General features: G+C 43.9%; 17 protein-coding genes and 1 pseudogene. 1 reads left to right on the forward strand and 17 read right to left on the reverse strand.

Translation table 11 applies throughout. The features are described from left to right. Both ACQCVH_RS10585 and fliS (ACQCVH_RS10590) read right to left on the reverse strand, forming a co-directional pair. Positions 1-3,453 (reverse strand): flagellin N-terminal helical domain-containing protein, encoded by a 3,453-nt coding sequence (locus ACQCVH_RS10585; RefSeq protein WP_426835830.1) that lies wholly within the window; start codon positions 3,451-3,453, stop codon positions 1-3. Positions 3,454-3,488: 35 nt separating this feature from the next. Continuing rightward, complete coding sequence (gene fliS, locus ACQCVH_RS10590) at positions 3,489-3,860, reverse strand: flagellar export chaperone FliS (RefSeq protein WP_332273861.1); 372 nt, start codon at positions 3,858-3,860, stop codon at positions 3,489-3,491. A gap of 118 nt (positions 3,861-3,978) precedes the next feature. On the opposite strand from fliS (ACQCVH_RS10590), the gene ACQCVH_RS10595 reads away from it, so the two are divergent. Further along, positions 3,979-4,788 carry a flagellin gene (locus ACQCVH_RS10595; RefSeq protein ID WP_426835630.1) on the forward strand — a complete coding sequence of 270 codons (810 nt, stop codon included), beginning with the start codon at positions 3,979-3,981 and terminating at the stop codon, positions 4,786-4,788. A 32-nt stretch (positions 4,789-4,820) separates the two neighbouring features. Here ACQCVH_RS10595 and fliT read toward each other — a convergent pair whose 3' ends face one another. The 15 genes and pseudogenes from fliT to fliS (ACQCVH_RS10670) form a co-directional block, all read right to left on the reverse strand. Continuing rightward, positions 4,821-5,171 carry a flagellar protein FliT gene (gene fliT / locus ACQCVH_RS10600; protein WP_426835631.1) on the reverse strand — a complete coding sequence of 117 codons (351 nt, stop codon included), beginning with the start codon at positions 5,169-5,171 and terminating at the stop codon, positions 4,821-4,823. Next, the gene (gene fliS, locus ACQCVH_RS10605) at positions 5,171-5,572 is read right to left on the reverse strand and encodes a flagellar export chaperone FliS (RefSeq protein ID WP_426835632.1); all 402 of its coding nucleotides are present in this window, start codon (positions 5,570-5,572) and stop codon (positions 5,171-5,173) included. The genes fliT and fliS (ACQCVH_RS10605) overlap by 1 nt, the downstream gene beginning before the upstream one ends. 23 nt (positions 5,573-5,595) lie before the next feature. Then, positions 5,596-7,395, reverse strand: a complete 1,800-nt coding sequence (gene fliD, locus ACQCVH_RS10610) for a flagellar filament capping protein FliD (RefSeq protein ID WP_426835831.1) — start codon at positions 7,393-7,395, stop codon at positions 5,596-5,598. An 18-nt stretch (positions 7,396-7,413) separates the two neighbouring features. Then, positions 7,414-7,686: pseudogene (locus ACQCVH_RS10615) on the reverse strand (flagellar cap protein FliD N-terminal domain-containing protein); the annotation flags it as partial. A gap of 40 nt (positions 7,687-7,726) precedes the next feature. Then, positions 7,727-8,068 carry a flagellar protein FlaG gene (gene flaG, locus ACQCVH_RS10620; protein WP_426835633.1) on the reverse strand — a complete coding sequence of 114 codons (342 nt, stop codon included), beginning with the start codon at positions 8,066-8,068 and terminating at the stop codon, positions 7,727-7,729. 181 nt (positions 8,069-8,249) lie between these two features. Further along, on the reverse strand, positions 8,250-9,092 hold the full coding sequence (hag, locus tag ACQCVH_RS10625) for a flagellin Hag (RefSeq protein ID WP_426835634.1): 843 nt from the start codon (positions 9,090-9,092) through the stop codon (positions 8,250-8,252). A 168-nt stretch (positions 9,093-9,260) separates the two neighbouring features. Beyond that, entirely contained in the window at positions 9,261-9,482 is a 222-nt protein-coding gene (gene csrA / locus ACQCVH_RS10630) for a carbon storage regulator CsrA (RefSeq protein WP_426835635.1), read from the reverse strand. Positions 9,483-9,486: 4 nt separating this feature from the next. Then, positions 9,487-9,927 (reverse strand): flagellar assembly protein FliW, encoded by a 441-nt coding sequence (fliW, locus tag ACQCVH_RS10635; RefSeq protein WP_426835636.1) that lies wholly within the window; start codon positions 9,925-9,927, stop codon positions 9,487-9,489. Positions 9,928-9,954: 27 nt separating this feature from the next. Then, entirely contained in the window at positions 9,955-10,518 is a 564-nt protein-coding gene (locus ACQCVH_RS10640; protein WP_248137839.1) for a DUF6470 family protein, read from the reverse strand. A 43-nt stretch (positions 10,519-10,561) separates the two neighbouring features. Further along, entirely contained in the window at positions 10,562-11,446 is an 885-nt protein-coding gene (gene flgL / locus ACQCVH_RS10645) for a flagellar hook-associated protein FlgL (RefSeq protein ID WP_426835637.1), read from the reverse strand. Between the two features lie 16 nt (positions 11,447-11,462). After that, positions 11,463-13,103: a flagellar hook-associated protein FlgK gene (flgK, locus tag ACQCVH_RS10650; RefSeq protein ID WP_426835638.1), complete on the reverse strand. Its 1,641-nt coding sequence runs from the start codon at positions 13,101-13,103 to the stop codon at positions 11,463-11,465. A gap of 21 nt (positions 13,104-13,124) precedes the next feature. Then, positions 13,125-13,601 (reverse strand): flagellar protein FlgN, encoded by a 477-nt coding sequence (locus tag ACQCVH_RS10655; protein ID WP_426835639.1) that lies wholly within the window; start codon positions 13,599-13,601, stop codon positions 13,125-13,127. Between the two features lie 135 nt (positions 13,602-13,736). Further along, positions 13,737-14,174, reverse strand: coding sequence for a YaaR family protein (locus ACQCVH_RS10660; RefSeq protein WP_426835640.1), 438 nt, complete (start codon positions 14,172-14,174; stop codon positions 13,737-13,739). Positions 14,175-14,271: 97 nt separating this feature from the next. Continuing rightward, positions 14,272-15,084, reverse strand: coding sequence for a flagellin N-terminal helical domain-containing protein (locus ACQCVH_RS10665; RefSeq protein WP_332274289.1), 813 nt, complete (start codon positions 15,082-15,084; stop codon positions 14,272-14,274). Next, on the reverse strand, positions 15,084-15,539 hold the full coding sequence (gene fliS / locus ACQCVH_RS10670) for a flagellar export chaperone FliS (protein WP_332274290.1): 456 nt from the start codon (positions 15,537-15,539) through the stop codon (positions 15,084-15,086). Before fliS (ACQCVH_RS10670) ends, ACQCVH_RS10665 begins: the two co-directional genes overlap by 1 nt. Positions 15,540-15,556 lie beyond the last annotated feature (17 nt).

Here is a 15,556-nt window from a genome sequence, read left to right on the forward strand (position 1 = left end):
TTATTTTAATAACGCCAAAACCTCTTCGCCTGATTTATTGATTTGAGCGGCCATCGCCTGCTGCGACTGTGCGAGAATCTGATAGCGGACCAGATTCATTGCCTCCTTCGCCATATCGGCATCCTGGATTCTGCTCAATGCTGAAATAGTATTTTCCTCAATGGAAGACAAATTGGCTGATATATGCTCTAGCCTGTTTTCAACAGCCCCTGCATTGCCGAGCTCTTTTAAAATAAAGTTCAGAGATTTATCGATAAGCTGAAGCCCTTTTTCGGCATCTTCGTAATTCCTGACACAAATGATGTTCGTATCCTTAAGCATGTTATCAAAGGACTCGATTTTCACATTATAGGTATCTCCTGCATTCGCCCCTACCTGGAAGGTAAAGCTGTTCGGGCTGTATTCCTCCGGATGCCTCACCCGGTAATCCACCTTCAGGCTATGACTGCCAGTCCCTAAAGTGATCATATCAGCCTTTAAAACAACCCGGCTGCTCTCCAGGCTGAATTGATCAGCAGATAGCGCCTGGCCATCCAGGTAAACGGCGAGATTTTCCGGATCGATCTCTGCCCCAAGCAGCCCGCTTCCGGCTTCATGCTCGCAGTAGGCATTGAAAAAGTCATTGGGTGAGCTGGAATCCAGCCCAATATCCAGTGCATCAAAGTACTCTACTCTCATATTTACATAGCCCATCGTATTCGTAACATCCGGACGGGCAGACCCGATAATCTCAATTTGATTGCCGGTGTGTAAGTATCCGTCCCCATCAGGTCCCGAAGCCTCGCTGACTTCTTCCCCTTCAAGAGTCACTTTATAGATATAGGAATTTTGCGGCACAGTTGTTTTTAAATCACCTGATGTGATGGAATATATCTTATATGCCCCATCGATACCTTCCTTGTCAGGGCGGTACTCTCCGTGCAGCGACAGCATCCCGGTATCTGGATCATAGGTGTATCCATCATTCTCATCATAGGGCACTTCACTTCCATTATGATAGACTCGAATTGCCTTTGGTACTGCATTCCCTTCAATCCCGTAGCTCTGCGTATCAGTGCTCAGCCTGAAATCATAGCTTCCGTTCTCTTTTGGAACAGCGGCACTTTCATAGACATAATAAACATCTACATCTGTACTCAGGCCGGCAGCCGGCCTTGAATCGCCATATAGTTCGATGTTATTCGTCTGTTTATTGTAAAAATAGCCATTTGTCTTTGCTGCATCATATTGCACCTCAGTTCCATCGACCATTACTTTAAAGGCTGAAGAAACGGAAGCGGGATCCGCCCCATAGGTTTCCGGGGGATAGGATAGCTTCACCTCTACTTTTTCATCCTGATAGGAAGGGCCTCCGGAGGCCGCCACCATATAAACAGAGTACGTATCACCAATATTGGGGCGGCTTGTACCATAAAGCTCAATCGTATTTGTAGCCTTATTGTATTGATAGCCGTTTTCGGCGGAATACTCAATAGTCTCTGATCCGTTCCGCAGGACTTTTAATGAGCTTGGTGAACTTCCTGTTTCGAGATTATACAGTTCCGGGTATCTGTAGCCAAGCGGGATTCCATAAACGTCCTTCGTTGTGTTCGATGTGTCGTAAATGTACTGCACTTTAACTTCTTGGCCCGAAGGTACATCCGGCCTTGAATCTCCATAGATGCTGATTTTTCCGGTGGATGAATCATAGGTGTAGCCGTTCGTTTTGCTTGCATCGTATTTAACTTCATTGCCGCCTACATAAACACGCAGAGATCGTTCTGCAGACAGATCGCTGTTTTCCAGATTATAAGTGTCAGCACTGTTTGTAATGGATAGCGAGTAGATTTGATTCCGACCGTCAGAGTCACTGAAATGCTCAATACTGACAGACTGATTGTACGAGGGACGCAAATCCCCATAAAATTCAACCTTGCCTGAAGCCGCATCTACATATACACCTGTCGTGCCCTCAACATCAGATGGCCGCGATGATAGTAGCTGCGAACGGTCAACTGACACACCGCCGACTTTAATATCCAATGACCGCGGCCCGCTTTCTCCGTGCATGTTATACACCTCTGCATAAGAAGAAAGGGATACTGTATGAATATTGTTAGGGCTTGAATCAGAAACATAGGAAAAAGAGTAATAATCCTGCGCATCATCTCCTGCCTCATTTCCAATAATTGCATCACCATAAAAGGTAATGCTGCTGCCCGAAACTTGATAATACCCTCCTGCAGGCGGATCCCCCTGTCCGTCCCAATAGGTGAGTTCTCTTGAGGTGCTGTCCGTCGCCTTATACACCTTCAATGAAGCGGTGCTTGTATTCATCCGATATAAATCCGGACTATCCGGCATTGTAATTGTATTATTCTGCGGCGGGATATTCAGCGTATCCCCGGTTGTAATTAGATTGACCCCGTAATTGGAGACAGATCCCGCTGTGTTAACATCAACCCGCTTAATGTTTCCGAGGCTATCTGAATAGGCGAAGGAAGTGTTTCCTGAAGCATCTGCTATTGGGGAAAAGCTGAAGTCAGAGCTGCCATCGGAAAAAGCCCTGACAAGTGACCAATAGCTTGTTCCTGTACTGCTTCGTCTTTCCAGGTTCAAGTAAGTCCCATCATAACGCAGCCGCATCAGTCCATCTTTAGAAGAAGTTTGCTGAGGGAGAGCCGACTCCGCTCCTCCTGCTGAAACAGGATCTGCCCCTCCCATCGCACTTACAGCATACTGTCCATTATCCCGGCTTGATGTAAAAATCACCGTCTGCCCGTCACTTGACCATTGGGGATTGTAGTCCCTTACTGTTGTTCCAATATAAGATTTAGGAGGATTAAGGTCTGGCAGTGATTCAAATTCTTCAGTCCTATTATAATTATTTGATACTGATACAGGGCCAAGCGAATTTCCCAATACCCTGCTGGAATTTACATCAACTGCAGGCCCTTGATATTTGGACATCAGATTAATCGTCTTCATGGCAGATCGATTTTCATATATATATTGACCCGGCTTTTCATTTGTCAGAAGCTTGATGGTATTAAACTCTGTATCATGCACAACATGATTCAGCTCTTTTTTCAATTCATCAATTTCATTCTGTATGATCAATGTGTCCGCCTGGTTCATCGGCACATAATTGCCTTGTTCAACTGATGTATTCGTTCCATTCATGGATTGTACGGTGAGTTCCCTGATGCGGTGGATGATCTTCGTCATCTCCTGCATGGCTCCATCTGCGACCTGTACCATGGAACCCGCATCCTGGACATTGCGGATCGCCTGGCCGCTCCCGCGGGCAAGCGCGTGGAGCTTTTGGCTGATTGCAAGACCGGCAGCGTCATTTGCCGCGGTCCTGATCCTCTGGCCGGAAGCCAGCTTTTCCATTGTTTTTCCCAGCTTGCTTTGGTTCTTCTTGATGCGGTTGTTCAGGTTAAGAGACAGATTCCCGCCTTTAATGATCATCTTAAACACCTAACCTCTCTGCTGTTCTTGCTGTCTTATCTAATGCGGTCCAGTGACTCCTGCCATACCCTCAATATTTCTCTTAAATACTCTTCTGCTTCCTGTAAAGGCTGAAGCTCTGCATCAATGTTTGCCATAATCAGCTGCCTGTATATAAAATCCAATACTGCAGCAGTCTCGCTTCCGCCATCTGCCTCGCCATTCACACACAGACTAAGCTCCGAGACGATCAGCTGTGCTTTTTTCAGGCTCTCATTTCTTTCTGCGATATTCCCGCTCTGGATTTCGGCAGCTGCCTTTTGGATACAGGCAATGCCGGCCTCAAGCAGGAATCTGACCAGCTCTTTCGCTGGCGCTGTCTGCAGCTGATTATTTTTATATATTTCAATCACTTGGTTATAGTCCATATAAGCAAACCCCTATTTTATATCGGCATTATGTAACCGTTCTTAATAACACACTGAATAAATGTTAAATATATCCGATAATAAGAGAGTAGTTATTTTTACACAAAGGGGGGATTAGATGAAAATTCAAAATCAGGCAATGGTGTCTTTTTCGGTAACCCGTTACCAGAAAAACAACACAAAGATGGATAAAACGATTGAGAAGCTTGCATCCGGTATGGAAATCAAAAAGGCGAGCGACAATCCGACCGGCCTTGCCATCTCGGAAACGATGAGAGCGCAGATTAGAGGGCTTTCACAGGCACAGAGGAATATGCAGGATGGCCTTTCTGTTCTCCAGGCAGAGAATGAAGGCCTCAACCACGTCAACTCCCTTCTTCAGCGGGCAAGGGAGCTAACTGTCATGGCTTCCAATGATACGCTGACATTTGCAGATAGAGAAGCAGCGCAGACAGAGTATAATGAATTGCTTCAAGGGATCAATGACACTGCGGAAAAGCTGGAATTCAACACGAAAAAAATTCTGGGCGAGAATGCACCGCTTGTAATAATGGTCGGATCCAATTCCGGACAGCAGATTAAAGTAGATCTCGTAAATGTGAGGACTTCAGAGCTAGGTCTGGATGGTACCTCGATGATTTTGCGGGAAAATGCTGAAGATCTTATCACAAAATTGGACGGCGCCATCACAAAAGTAACAGGCTATCTGACGAAGGTAGGCTCCGATTATGAAACAGTAGAGCATCACTTGAGAAATGCTTCGCTGTTTGAAGCGAACATTACCACTTCTTACTCAATGCTGAAGGATGCCAATATGGCAGAAAAAATGCTTGATTTTGTAAGCCTGAATATCCGAAAAAATGCCGACCAGCTGCTGGTTTCCAATGTAAACCAGGGGACACGCGAGGCACTGGAGCTATTAAAATAGGAGGAACCAATTGGTTCCTCCTTTCCTTATGGCTAATTCCGCTTATCGTAGAAAACCCCGTCCAGCTGATGGCCTTCATATGGGTTCGAATACTTAACCATATTAGTCTTCTTTTTCTGTGTCTGCTGAATATCAGCCTTTACCAGAGAAAACAGAATTTCTAGGCGTTTATCAATGGTTTGATTCCATTCATTGATTTGCTTTCCCATCACCAGCTCTTCACTGGAAAAAGGAGGCTTAATATTTTGGAGCAAAGAATCTCTTTCGGACAGCAAAGCTTCAATTTCTTTTATAACGCTGTTTCTTCCTGATTCCTCAAACGATTGCTGACAAACCTGGAAAAGCTTTTCTGTAGCATCATAGCATAGAGCAACAGCTCCCATTAAACCCGGCCACTTTCTGTAAATGTGTTTTGGCGGTTCTCTTGGATAACCTGCTTCCATGTATCACGGAACTCAGTGACAAACCCCTCTACTTCATCAAGGATTTCGGTATCGTTTTTGAGGTTCGCTTCCACCAGCCGTCTTTTCAGATAATCGTAAAGCGGCATCAGGCTTTGGGAGATTTCCAATTCCATATTCAAAGTCACCATAAGCTCGTTTACTATATTTTGTGCTTTTAGCAGGTTCGTATTTTTGCCGGTAATATTTCTATTTTCAATATCCATTTTTGCCTGATGGATGAATTTAAGGCATCCATTATAGAGCATTAAGGTCAATTCGCCTGGCGAAGCCGTGTTGACTGAGTTCGATTTATATGCTGCATAAGGGTTCGTAATCGCCATCTTGACTCTCCTTTTTCGTTTTATTACATGCTGAACTGCTGCATCAGGTAAGCTGACTGTTCATTGGCCCGCTGAATCGCTTTTTCCATGGCAGTGAACTGGGACCAATAGCGGTCTTCCACCTGCTTAAGTCTGTCCTCGAAACGGGTGACACGGTCGCCGATGTCGGCTAAGTCACGGCCGATAGAATACTGCCTGCTGGTTGAAAAGCTGTTACCAGCCTTTTCCTTAATCTTGTCCATAATGTTAGTAGCTGTATCATATAAACGGTTAATAACACCTTTTTGTCCTTCTGTAGCTCCGTCTCCACGAAAGAAGTTTTCAACAGATTCAGGATCATTTTCAATAGCAGCCTTCAATTTTGTTTCATTAATGATCAGCTTGCCGCCTTCCAAATAATTAGAGCTGGTTTCTATCCCTAGTTCAGACAGCTGGTTATACAACGGATTAACTTTATCATTGGAAACAGACTGGTAAAAATCCATCCGCATTTCGGATAAAGCACTGCTAAGAATTGGATCACGTCGAAGGAGTCCACTTTTGGCCTTCTCATCCCACATTTCCTGCTGCTTATCACTCATCGCCTCACGTTCTTCATCAGAAAGGGGCTTATAGTCGCGATATCGGGTTTCACCCATCTTCTTGTTGATTGTATCGATCATCTCATTGTATTTGTTAACGAATTGAACGATATTATCAAAAACCTCGGTTGAACTATTATTTACATTGATACTCACAGGACTTGCGGTTGGATCGGTGGTGCCTGGAGCTCCAAAGGTTTGTTTAAGGGTAAAGGTCACGCCTTCCATCGTAAAGGTATTGGAACTGCGTTCTGTGGTAATGCCGTTTATTTCAAATTTTGCATTGGCACCCTCAGTGATTGTACCAGTTCCAAATTTAAAGATGTTATTTATCAGGTCTCCACTTGTACTAATATCAGCCAGAAGATTACCGGAGGCATCCGCTTCTGTATTGAACTTGCCCGTTTCGGTCCTTGTCAGTGACATTTGTCCTGAGAAGCTGTCATAAAACATTGAGACCCCTGCATTAGAAGCATTCACCTTACTGGAAACCGAACTGATCGTTTCATTTCCCTGTACCAGGAAATTCCGATGGACATTTCCTTTAGAGGTAACCGTATCAACAGAGAAATTGGTGTAGTTTTGATCATAGGTGAGCTCTATTTTGTAAGTATATTCTTTTCCTTCCTCAGGCTTCTCTGGGGGAAGATATCCTTTTTCAGTCATTTTAGCATTATCAAAGGTTATTTTGCCGCTTTCTTTATCCAGCTTACCCAAAACGGTCGATCCATCAGTATCAAGGATTTCACCGTTAGCATTTAAGCTAAACATAACATCTGCTTGTGGAGTTGATATTTCCCCCTCTTTAACAGTCCTGGTCAGCTTGATTTGCTGCCCGGTTACTTCGTTGATTGACCCGCGGGAAAGCTGAAGAGTAGAGGTATTAAAATTTAGCTTTAAAGATTCTGTCTTTGTTTCAGCTATATATTCCACTTTAACTTGGCTGTCTTTCGCCAAAACAGAACTGAATTTCAGGTTTCCGCTTGCGTCTACTAATACAGTGGAATCATTTAAGTCGGCCTCAGAAGATACTACCTTATAGCCTTTCCCATTTACACTGACACTCCAGGAGGCGGTATCAATTAAATTAACATCCGTTATTCCCATTGAAACCGGGTTTGCCGTACCATCTGCTGTCAGTGTTTTTGACTCAACTGCACCTTGCTTCCACATGGCCTCTGAACTGGTCTGCCCATAAAGACCTTTACTTGGATCAAGGCTCACTTTTTCTCCATTCAACATCCTCTCTGAGGAAGCCAGCTGTGTAACCTTTGAGACAGATACAGAGGATTGAGAAGCTGCACCAGTAGCAGTTGCTGTCAGCTTTGACTCATCCGTCGAAGTCGTTGCTCTTGCCCGGTATTTTGAAGTTAATTTCATTTGCGTAAGCTCAGAACGAAAATCCAATAAAAGAGTATTCATTGAACGATAGTCGTCACGCTGCCATTCCAAAGTCTGCTTTTTCTGAAGAAGCTTGTTGAGCGGGGTTCTTTCTACCTTCATAAGATCCTTAACTAAGGAATCAATATCCATTCCACTTGCCAGTCCGCCTATACGCACGTCTACATCACCTCTATATCTTTTTATCTACTAATAAACCTAAATATTCTTTCATTGCTGAGTACATATCCAGCAGCTTCTTTGAAGGGATTTCCTTTATCACTTCTTTTGTATTATCATCCACGATTGTAACGTAATACTCTTTTAAGTCCTCATGAAACTCAAACTTTAAATGAGAATTTGCAGGCTTTAAAAAGTCATTAATGCTAGTGACAACCTTTTCAATATTCTCCTTTGACTGAATCAGCTGAGGGTTCTGTTGTTGGGAAGGCTTAACCTCACTTGCTCTTGTTGTGTATTCTTTTTCCTTTATCATTTGATTGGTCAAAGGACTATTAGACAATTGATTGATCATAAGAGTCCTCCGTTTATATATTCTTTAATGTTATCGGTTAATTTAAGGGATTGTTTAGAGAATTGAAGCCAATTCATACCATGGAAGTTTTCGAAAGAAGAGGTTAATGTGGGCTAGTTACTTTAAAACTAAAAAGACCTTGAATAACAAGGTCTTTTTAGCTAATTTATAGAACGATCAATTAACGAAGTAATTGAAGTACGCCTTGTGGCTGCTGGTTAGCTTGAGCCAGCATAGCTTGAGCTGCTTGAGAAAGGATACCATTTTTAGTAGATTCCATCATCTCTTTAGCCATGTCAACGTCACGGATACGAGACTCAGCGGCAGTCAGGTTTTCAGAAGATGTACCAAGGTTGTTGATAGTGTGCTCTAGGCGGTTTTGATATGCACCAAGCTTAGAACGCTCAGCAGAAACAGTTTCAATGGCAGAATTAACTAGAGTAATAGCAGCGTCTGCACCTGTTTGAGTTGAGATATCAATTCCAGTTGTATCTGACTCATCAGTTCCAGTTCCGATAGCAAGAGTAGTCGCATCCATCTTACCAATAGTAAGAGTTAAGCTTTGTCCTGCATTAGCTCCAATTTGGAATACTTTACCGTCAGCATCTGAACCATCAAGTAATTTCTGAGTGTTAAATTCAGTTGTTGCAGAGATACGTGTTACTTCTTTTGATAATTGGTTGAATTCCTTTTGTAATTCTCCACGGTCAGTTGTTGTATTTGTATCGTTAGCAGATTGAACAGAAAGCTCACGCATACGCTGTAAGATTGAGTGAGTTTCATTCAATGCGCCTTCAGCAGTTTGAATTAAAGAGATACCATCTTGAGCATTACGAGACGCTTGATCTAAACCGCGAATCTGTCCACGCATTTTTTCAGAGATTGCAAGACCAGCTGCATCATCGCCCGCACGGTTGATGCGAAGACCTGAAGAAAGCTTCTCCATAGATTTTGCTTGTGCGTTAGTAGCACTGGACAATTGACGGTGTGTATTAAGAGCAGCAATATTATGATTAATTCTCATTTTGTTTTTCCTCCTTGAATGTCGAGTTCACGTCCATGTGAACCATTTGTTATTACAGGGTTATCAGGTCGGCCGCCCTGTTTCCCTGCTACATTAATAATATCGGCCCATTGATTCATTTATTTAGTATTTTTTAAAGAAATTTATATAAAAATGATATATTTTGTTTCAGCTGTTTTTCGGGAAGGAAATGGATGCCAGATTGATCGCTTTTGAGGCACTCTCATTCTCCCCTTTTATGTCCAGGTAGACTTCCTTCCGGTGAATATCTATATTCTTTGGGGCATTGATGCCGATTTTAATTTGGTCGCCTTTTATAGAAAGGACGGTCAGTTCAATTTCATCACCGATTTGTATGGCTTCGCCTGTTTTTCTGGTCAGGACTAGCATGGGTTCACCTCTTTTCCGTTTTTTGCGGAAGGATTCTGTGCTTGGTTGTGTAGCTGCCATCATTCAGGATCAGCTGCTTACCCTGGTTATTCTTTTTGTTGAATACCAGCGGCGCCTGTAGGTTGGCGGTTGTTTTCTCAAATGGTTCCTGGATGGTCAGGATTGAGTACACCATTGTATCTGCTTCATTTTCCAGCCCCAGCTGCTCAATTGCTGCTTCATCCAGGTCAAAGCTGTATTCCTTGAAAAAGAAGAATGGGTTGGCGATGATAAAGCCCAGTCCTGCTGTTTTGACAGATTGGAAAACAGCGTAGATATCGTTTTCCGGCAAAGGCAGGATGACAAACTGGTGTTCATCCTGAAAGCCGGGAATTCCATTTTTAAAGGTCCAAATATCCTTGTCAGCAATTTCAACTTCGCCTTGATATTTCGTTTGTATATTCATTATTCACGTTCCTTTACCTAATTTTCCTTAAATTTCGGTATTTATGACATCAATTTGCAGACTTGCCTGCTGCCTCAGATTGGTTCTTACTTCCCCGGCCCTATAGTCAATTATCGGTTTTTGCACTTCCGTTTGGATGATCGGCTGCTTCGCCTGTGCATAGATGGAGGCCTTGCCCGGCATATAGTTTATCTTTACGCTGAAGGGAGGAGGCACAAAGCCAATGTTATAATCGTAATTCATAAGAGCGCTGTTGCGGCTTGCCTGGCTTGCAATGGCACTTCCTCCATTTTCTATCGCCATGAGCTCATCGCCTTCTGAGGCAGTCCTGGCCATGCCGCTTAATACAGCACTATAGCCTCTCTGGGCACTTTCTTCAATTCTTCGGAAGATATGCTTAATATCCATTGACTCCCATGCAGCTGTCTGGTCAATTGACAGCTGGCCGGGAATCGTTTCAATGGACATTTCTGCCTGTGGCTGCTCGATATGCTGTACGGCCTTTGGCTGCTGTATTGTCTGCTGTGCCGGTGTGCTGCTAATTTCAATTTTAGCTGATGTTGACTGCATTCGGATTTGCGGAATTTGCATACTATCACCTCTTATTAAAAAAAGCTATCTTGATAGATAGCTTTTATCTTAAAAAGTCCATTAAGGTCGGCTGGATGATGCGGGAGCCGACAGATAAAGCGGCACGATGGGCACTTTCCTGGGCGAGCAGCTCTGTCACGACCTTTTCGAAGTCGATGTCTTCATTGTCTGACATGACCTTCTGTGAAATGATTTCCTGCTGGTCGACCCGTTCTTCCATCAATTCAATCCGGTTAACCCTTGCTCCTAGATCTGAACGGGCATTGGTAATATTGCTCAAATGTGAATCGACCTTTCCTAAAAAGGAATTAAGGGCATTCCCATCTGAAGCCGGGTTCTCCAGACCATCAATCAGATCCTGTATATCCTTGAACATATCTGCGCTGAACACGTCAGCGGGATTTACATTTACAGAGATATAGACTCCTTTTGAGAGTTCGATTTGAACTGGGTTCGTATTGTTAGAAACAACAGCCGGATCTGCATCTATGTCTACCGGTTTATTGAGCGTGTTTGTGCCGTTAAAGATGTACTTATCGCCAACCTTCGTATTGGCAATTTCGGCTAAATGCTGTTTTAGCTGGGAAATTTCCTGGCTGATCGAGTCCCTTTGCGATCCATCATAGGTATCGCTGCTGGCCTGGACAACCAGTTCACGGATACGCTGCATGGCCTGTCCCGCTTTATCAAGAGAAGCATCAGAGTTGTCTGTCCAGTTATAAGCTTCAGAAAAGTTTCTTTTAAACTGCTGTACCTCCTGCAGATTTCGGCGGTAGGTGATCCCCTTCATTGCTACAACTGGGTCGTCAGATGGTCTTGTTATTTTCTTTTGGCTGGATATTTGATCCTGGTAAGTGCTCAGCCTTTCAAAGCTCCTGCCCAGGTTTGATAGCATATTACTAGAAAGCATAGATTGGGTTACACGCATTATTCAATCACCCTCCTCATCTTCCGCCTACGCCCATTCCATTGATCACTTTATCAAGGAGCTCATCCACAATGGTGATCTGCCGGGCAGCTGCATTATAGGCATGCTGGAATTTAATTAAATTTGTCATTTCCTCATCCAGGGATACAGAGCTGACAGACTGCCTGTTTTTTTCAACTGCATCGCTCAGAATCTGGCTGTTCTGTGTAAGGCGGTTTGCCTGAAGGGCATCTACCCCAAGCTGCCCTGTCATTCCCTCATAGAAGGAATTGATCGTCCCTGTTTTAATTTCACTAAGAGAAGACAAGTCAACAGTCTCATTCAATCCTTCGAGTTTTTGACTGGTGCTGGAAAGCAGCATGCCGGAAATATTCGATAGATTCAGGGCATTCTTGCCATCCCCGGCATCAACCTTTTCATCACCGTTTGCATCTGTTGTTTTTTTGGTAGAGGCTGCAATGTCAGTCGGCTTCATATTGCCTAATCCGATTCCTTTGGCAGCACCCTTATATGTGCCTGAGCTAAAGGTAAAGAAATCTGCAGTGCCATTTGAGCCATCCAGCGTAAATCCTTTTGAGTGGATTTCATTGAAAATCTTTCCAAAGGAATACGCCATTTTATCGAGATTATCAAGTGCATCCGGATAAATACCTTTAACATCACTGCCATTAGAACCAATATATCCATAGGATTCTATAAGCCCTTTAAGCTTCCCGCTCGGAAAGACGATTTCACCGCTGGCGGCATCCAGGAAACTTAGCGCCTCGGAAGCAGTTTTGCCTTCCGAATCGTATATGGTAAGCTCTTTAACTCCAGGTGATGGGACATCATAAGTCAATCCATCGGCCCCAGGAAACCCAAGCTGTTTAAAATCAGACCCAGTCACTAAATCCACCTTGGACCCGTCAGCCTTTACAAGCTTAATATTATACTGCCCTTCAGCAACCTTTAATGATTGCCCTCCAGACGAAGTCTTTTCCACCTCGACTGTAAGATGTTTGGAAAGCTGATCTACGAGCAGGTCACGCTGATCATACAGATCATTAGGAAGATAGCCATGAGGCTCTACCTCGCCGATCTGCTGGTTGAGATCGCCGATCTGCTTCAATAATGAATTAATTTCCTTCAGGTTTACCCCGATTTCATTTTTGAAATCATCTTTTATCGAAGTCAGCGAGTCATTGAGGTGATGGAAGGTGTCCACCACAGCCTGTCCGCGCTGAAGCACAACCTGCCTGGTCCCCTCATTTTCAGGATATGTTGACAGATCCTGCAGAGACTGCCAGAACTCACCCATTACCGCGGATAAGCCATTTTTTGAAGGCTCGTTCATGATATCCTCCATTTTACTAAGAGCTGTTGCTCTTGACTCCCAATAGCCAAGCTTGCTCTGCTCGCCGCGGAACTGAACATCCAGGAACGACTCCCGTATCCTTTCAATGGCCCCGGCCTTCACCCCGGTTCCAAGCTGGCCTGGAATCTGTGCACGGTTCATGGATGCTGTGGGAAAAGCATCTGTTTGCACAAAATTAACTCTCTGCCTTGAATATCCTGGAGTATTTGCATTAGCAATATTATGCCCTGTTACAAACAAAGCGCTTTGCTGGGTAAACATCCCTCTTTTGGCCGTTTCCAGCCCGTGGAAAGTTGAAACCATATCTTTCCCTCCTCTATATCATCAGGCCTTAGAATCAAATAAAGATATACTCGGCCCTGCGTCTTCATCATCTGGATCTTTTTGATAATTCACCCTATCACTTGGCATCAGTAAATCCAAGTTCATAAATACATACTGCATCGATTGATCAATTAAACTCTGGTTCAGCTCATTTAAATACTTCAGCTCAAACAAGAGACCTGCAAGCTGGTGCTGGATGTGTTCTGCTTCCTCCCTCTCCTCTGGGGAAAGATGGGGCATACAGTCCTGCAGGGAAGCATTCTGCTTGCCTGGAATCATTCCGGCAACAATCTGCCCCCTTTTGTTTTCAAGAAGCTGAATGGCCGCTATATGCTTCTGCTCATTTTTCATTGCTTCATTTAGTGCATCCAGTTCACCTTTTTTTAGTATCCCGGTTTTCTCCTGTGCAAGCTGAAGCAGGCTTCCATGCAGCTTAAGCTGTTTCTTCAGTACCTCTATTAAAGCTTGGGCTGACAAAACCTCTCCGCCTTTCTATCCGACAAAGCTCAGGCAAAAAAGAAAATCAGTAAAGTACTCTACTGATTTTCAATTGCCGCTACGCTTATTATCGACATTATATTTAAAATATTTATAGCTTTTCCTAAATATCCATCAAGTATAGATATTAACAAGCATCCCTTTTATTTCACCGACAAGGCTTAGAATATTCAATCCGTTTTTCTCTTTCTCTAATACAGCATTAGTCAAGTCAATCAGCTTCTTATCTACTTCCTTGACGATCTTATAAACCTTCGTCCTTCCGCGGCGGTTAAACCCGCGCTGGTCTTCAAGCTCCAGGCCATTTTTTACTGCATCATCCATAAACTGCTTCACAAGCTTCTTATATTTCTTAAGATCATCGATTGTCCGGGACTCAGCCAGCACCTTTCCCTGATCTTCTATATCCCTGACCATCTGTGTCATTTTTTCATAAACAAGATTCTGGCGTTTGCTCCCCATCACTTCCGTGAAAGAGATAGATCCTGAGGCTGCTTCTTCCTTCTTCTGGACAGCATGTATACCAGTCTTATTCACTCTTTGAACTTCCACGTTCTTAGCCACCACCTGAATTATTCTACTCTTATTGTAAAAGAATTAAGTCAAATAGAAAAGAGGAGAAGCCGTTTTGACTCACTCCTCTTGAAAATTACTTCAATAGCTGCAGAATTCCCTGCGGAAGCTGATTTGCCTGCGCAAGCATTGCCTGGCCAGCCTGGTTCAGGATATTATTCCTTGTAAAGTTCGCCATCTCTTCAGCCATATCCAGATCTCTGATACGTGATTCAGCAGAAGTAAGGTTTTCATTTGCGGTCTGCAGGTTGGTTGTTGTGTGTTCAAGGCGGTTTTGGAAGGACCCCAGCTTGCTTCGTTCCGCTGACACTTTTTGAATAGCAGTTTCAAATAAATTGATAGCATTTTGTGCACCGGCTGAAGTACTAACATCAGCCGCGTTAATTGATAAGGCACCTGAATCCATGGCACCAATAGTAATGTCTAGAGTCTCTCCCTGATTTGCACCAATTTGGAACGTAAGCGCTCCTCCGCTGCCGTCAAGAAGATTCTTTTGATTAAATTGAGTCTTATCCGCAATACGATCAACTTCATCTATAAGTTGTTTCACTTCAGATTGGACTGCCTCTCGATCGGTATCCTCCAGGGTCCCGTTCGACGCCTGAACCGAAAGCTCCCTCATCCGCTGAAGGATGCTGTGAACCTCATTCAAAGCGCCTTCAGCTGTCTGTACCAATGAAATAGCATCAAGAGTATTCCTTTCAGCCATATCAAGGCCTCGGATCTGCGAGCGCATTTTTTCCGAGATAGCCAGACCGGCTGCATCGTCGGCTGCTTTATTGATTCTTAGGCCGGAGGAGAGCTTCTCCAGGCTTTTGGAAGTGCTGTTCATGGTTTGTGACAGGTTCCGATAGGCATTCAATGCCTGGATATTATGATTGATCCTCATTAATAACTTCCCCTTTCAGCTGTGCTGTCTGCTTTTTCCAGCACCATAACGTTTTGTTCGTAGGCATTGGCCCTGGCCATGCTTTTTCTTTGCAGCTGGTCAGGCTTCTTCTTAATCGACTGATTCCAGGCACCCGCCAGCATCTCTGCGATGCCGATGATTTCCTTTATTGCCGGGATATCTTTTTGCCTGTTGGCTTCTATGACACTGTCCGCCATATAATTGTAAAGATGGTCCAGCTGGTCCGATATGATACCGGCATTATAATTGAGGCCGGCTCCCAGACGGTACAGGATATCATTCACTTTCTGCAGCATTTTATTGGCAGACATATAGTCTTTATCTTCAATAGCTTGGATGGAATTCTCCAGATTGCTGAGCAGGGCTTCATATAGAAGCGAGGTCAGCTCCTGGGAATTCTTCTGCATAATATATTCCTCAGTTAGAAACTCCACCGTTTTTCCTCCTGTAT

The organism is Bacillus infantis, assembly GCF_050107595.1.
Taxonomy (GTDB): Bacteria; Bacillota; Bacilli; order Bacillales; family Cytobacillaceae; genus Bacillus_AB; species Bacillus_AB infantis_C.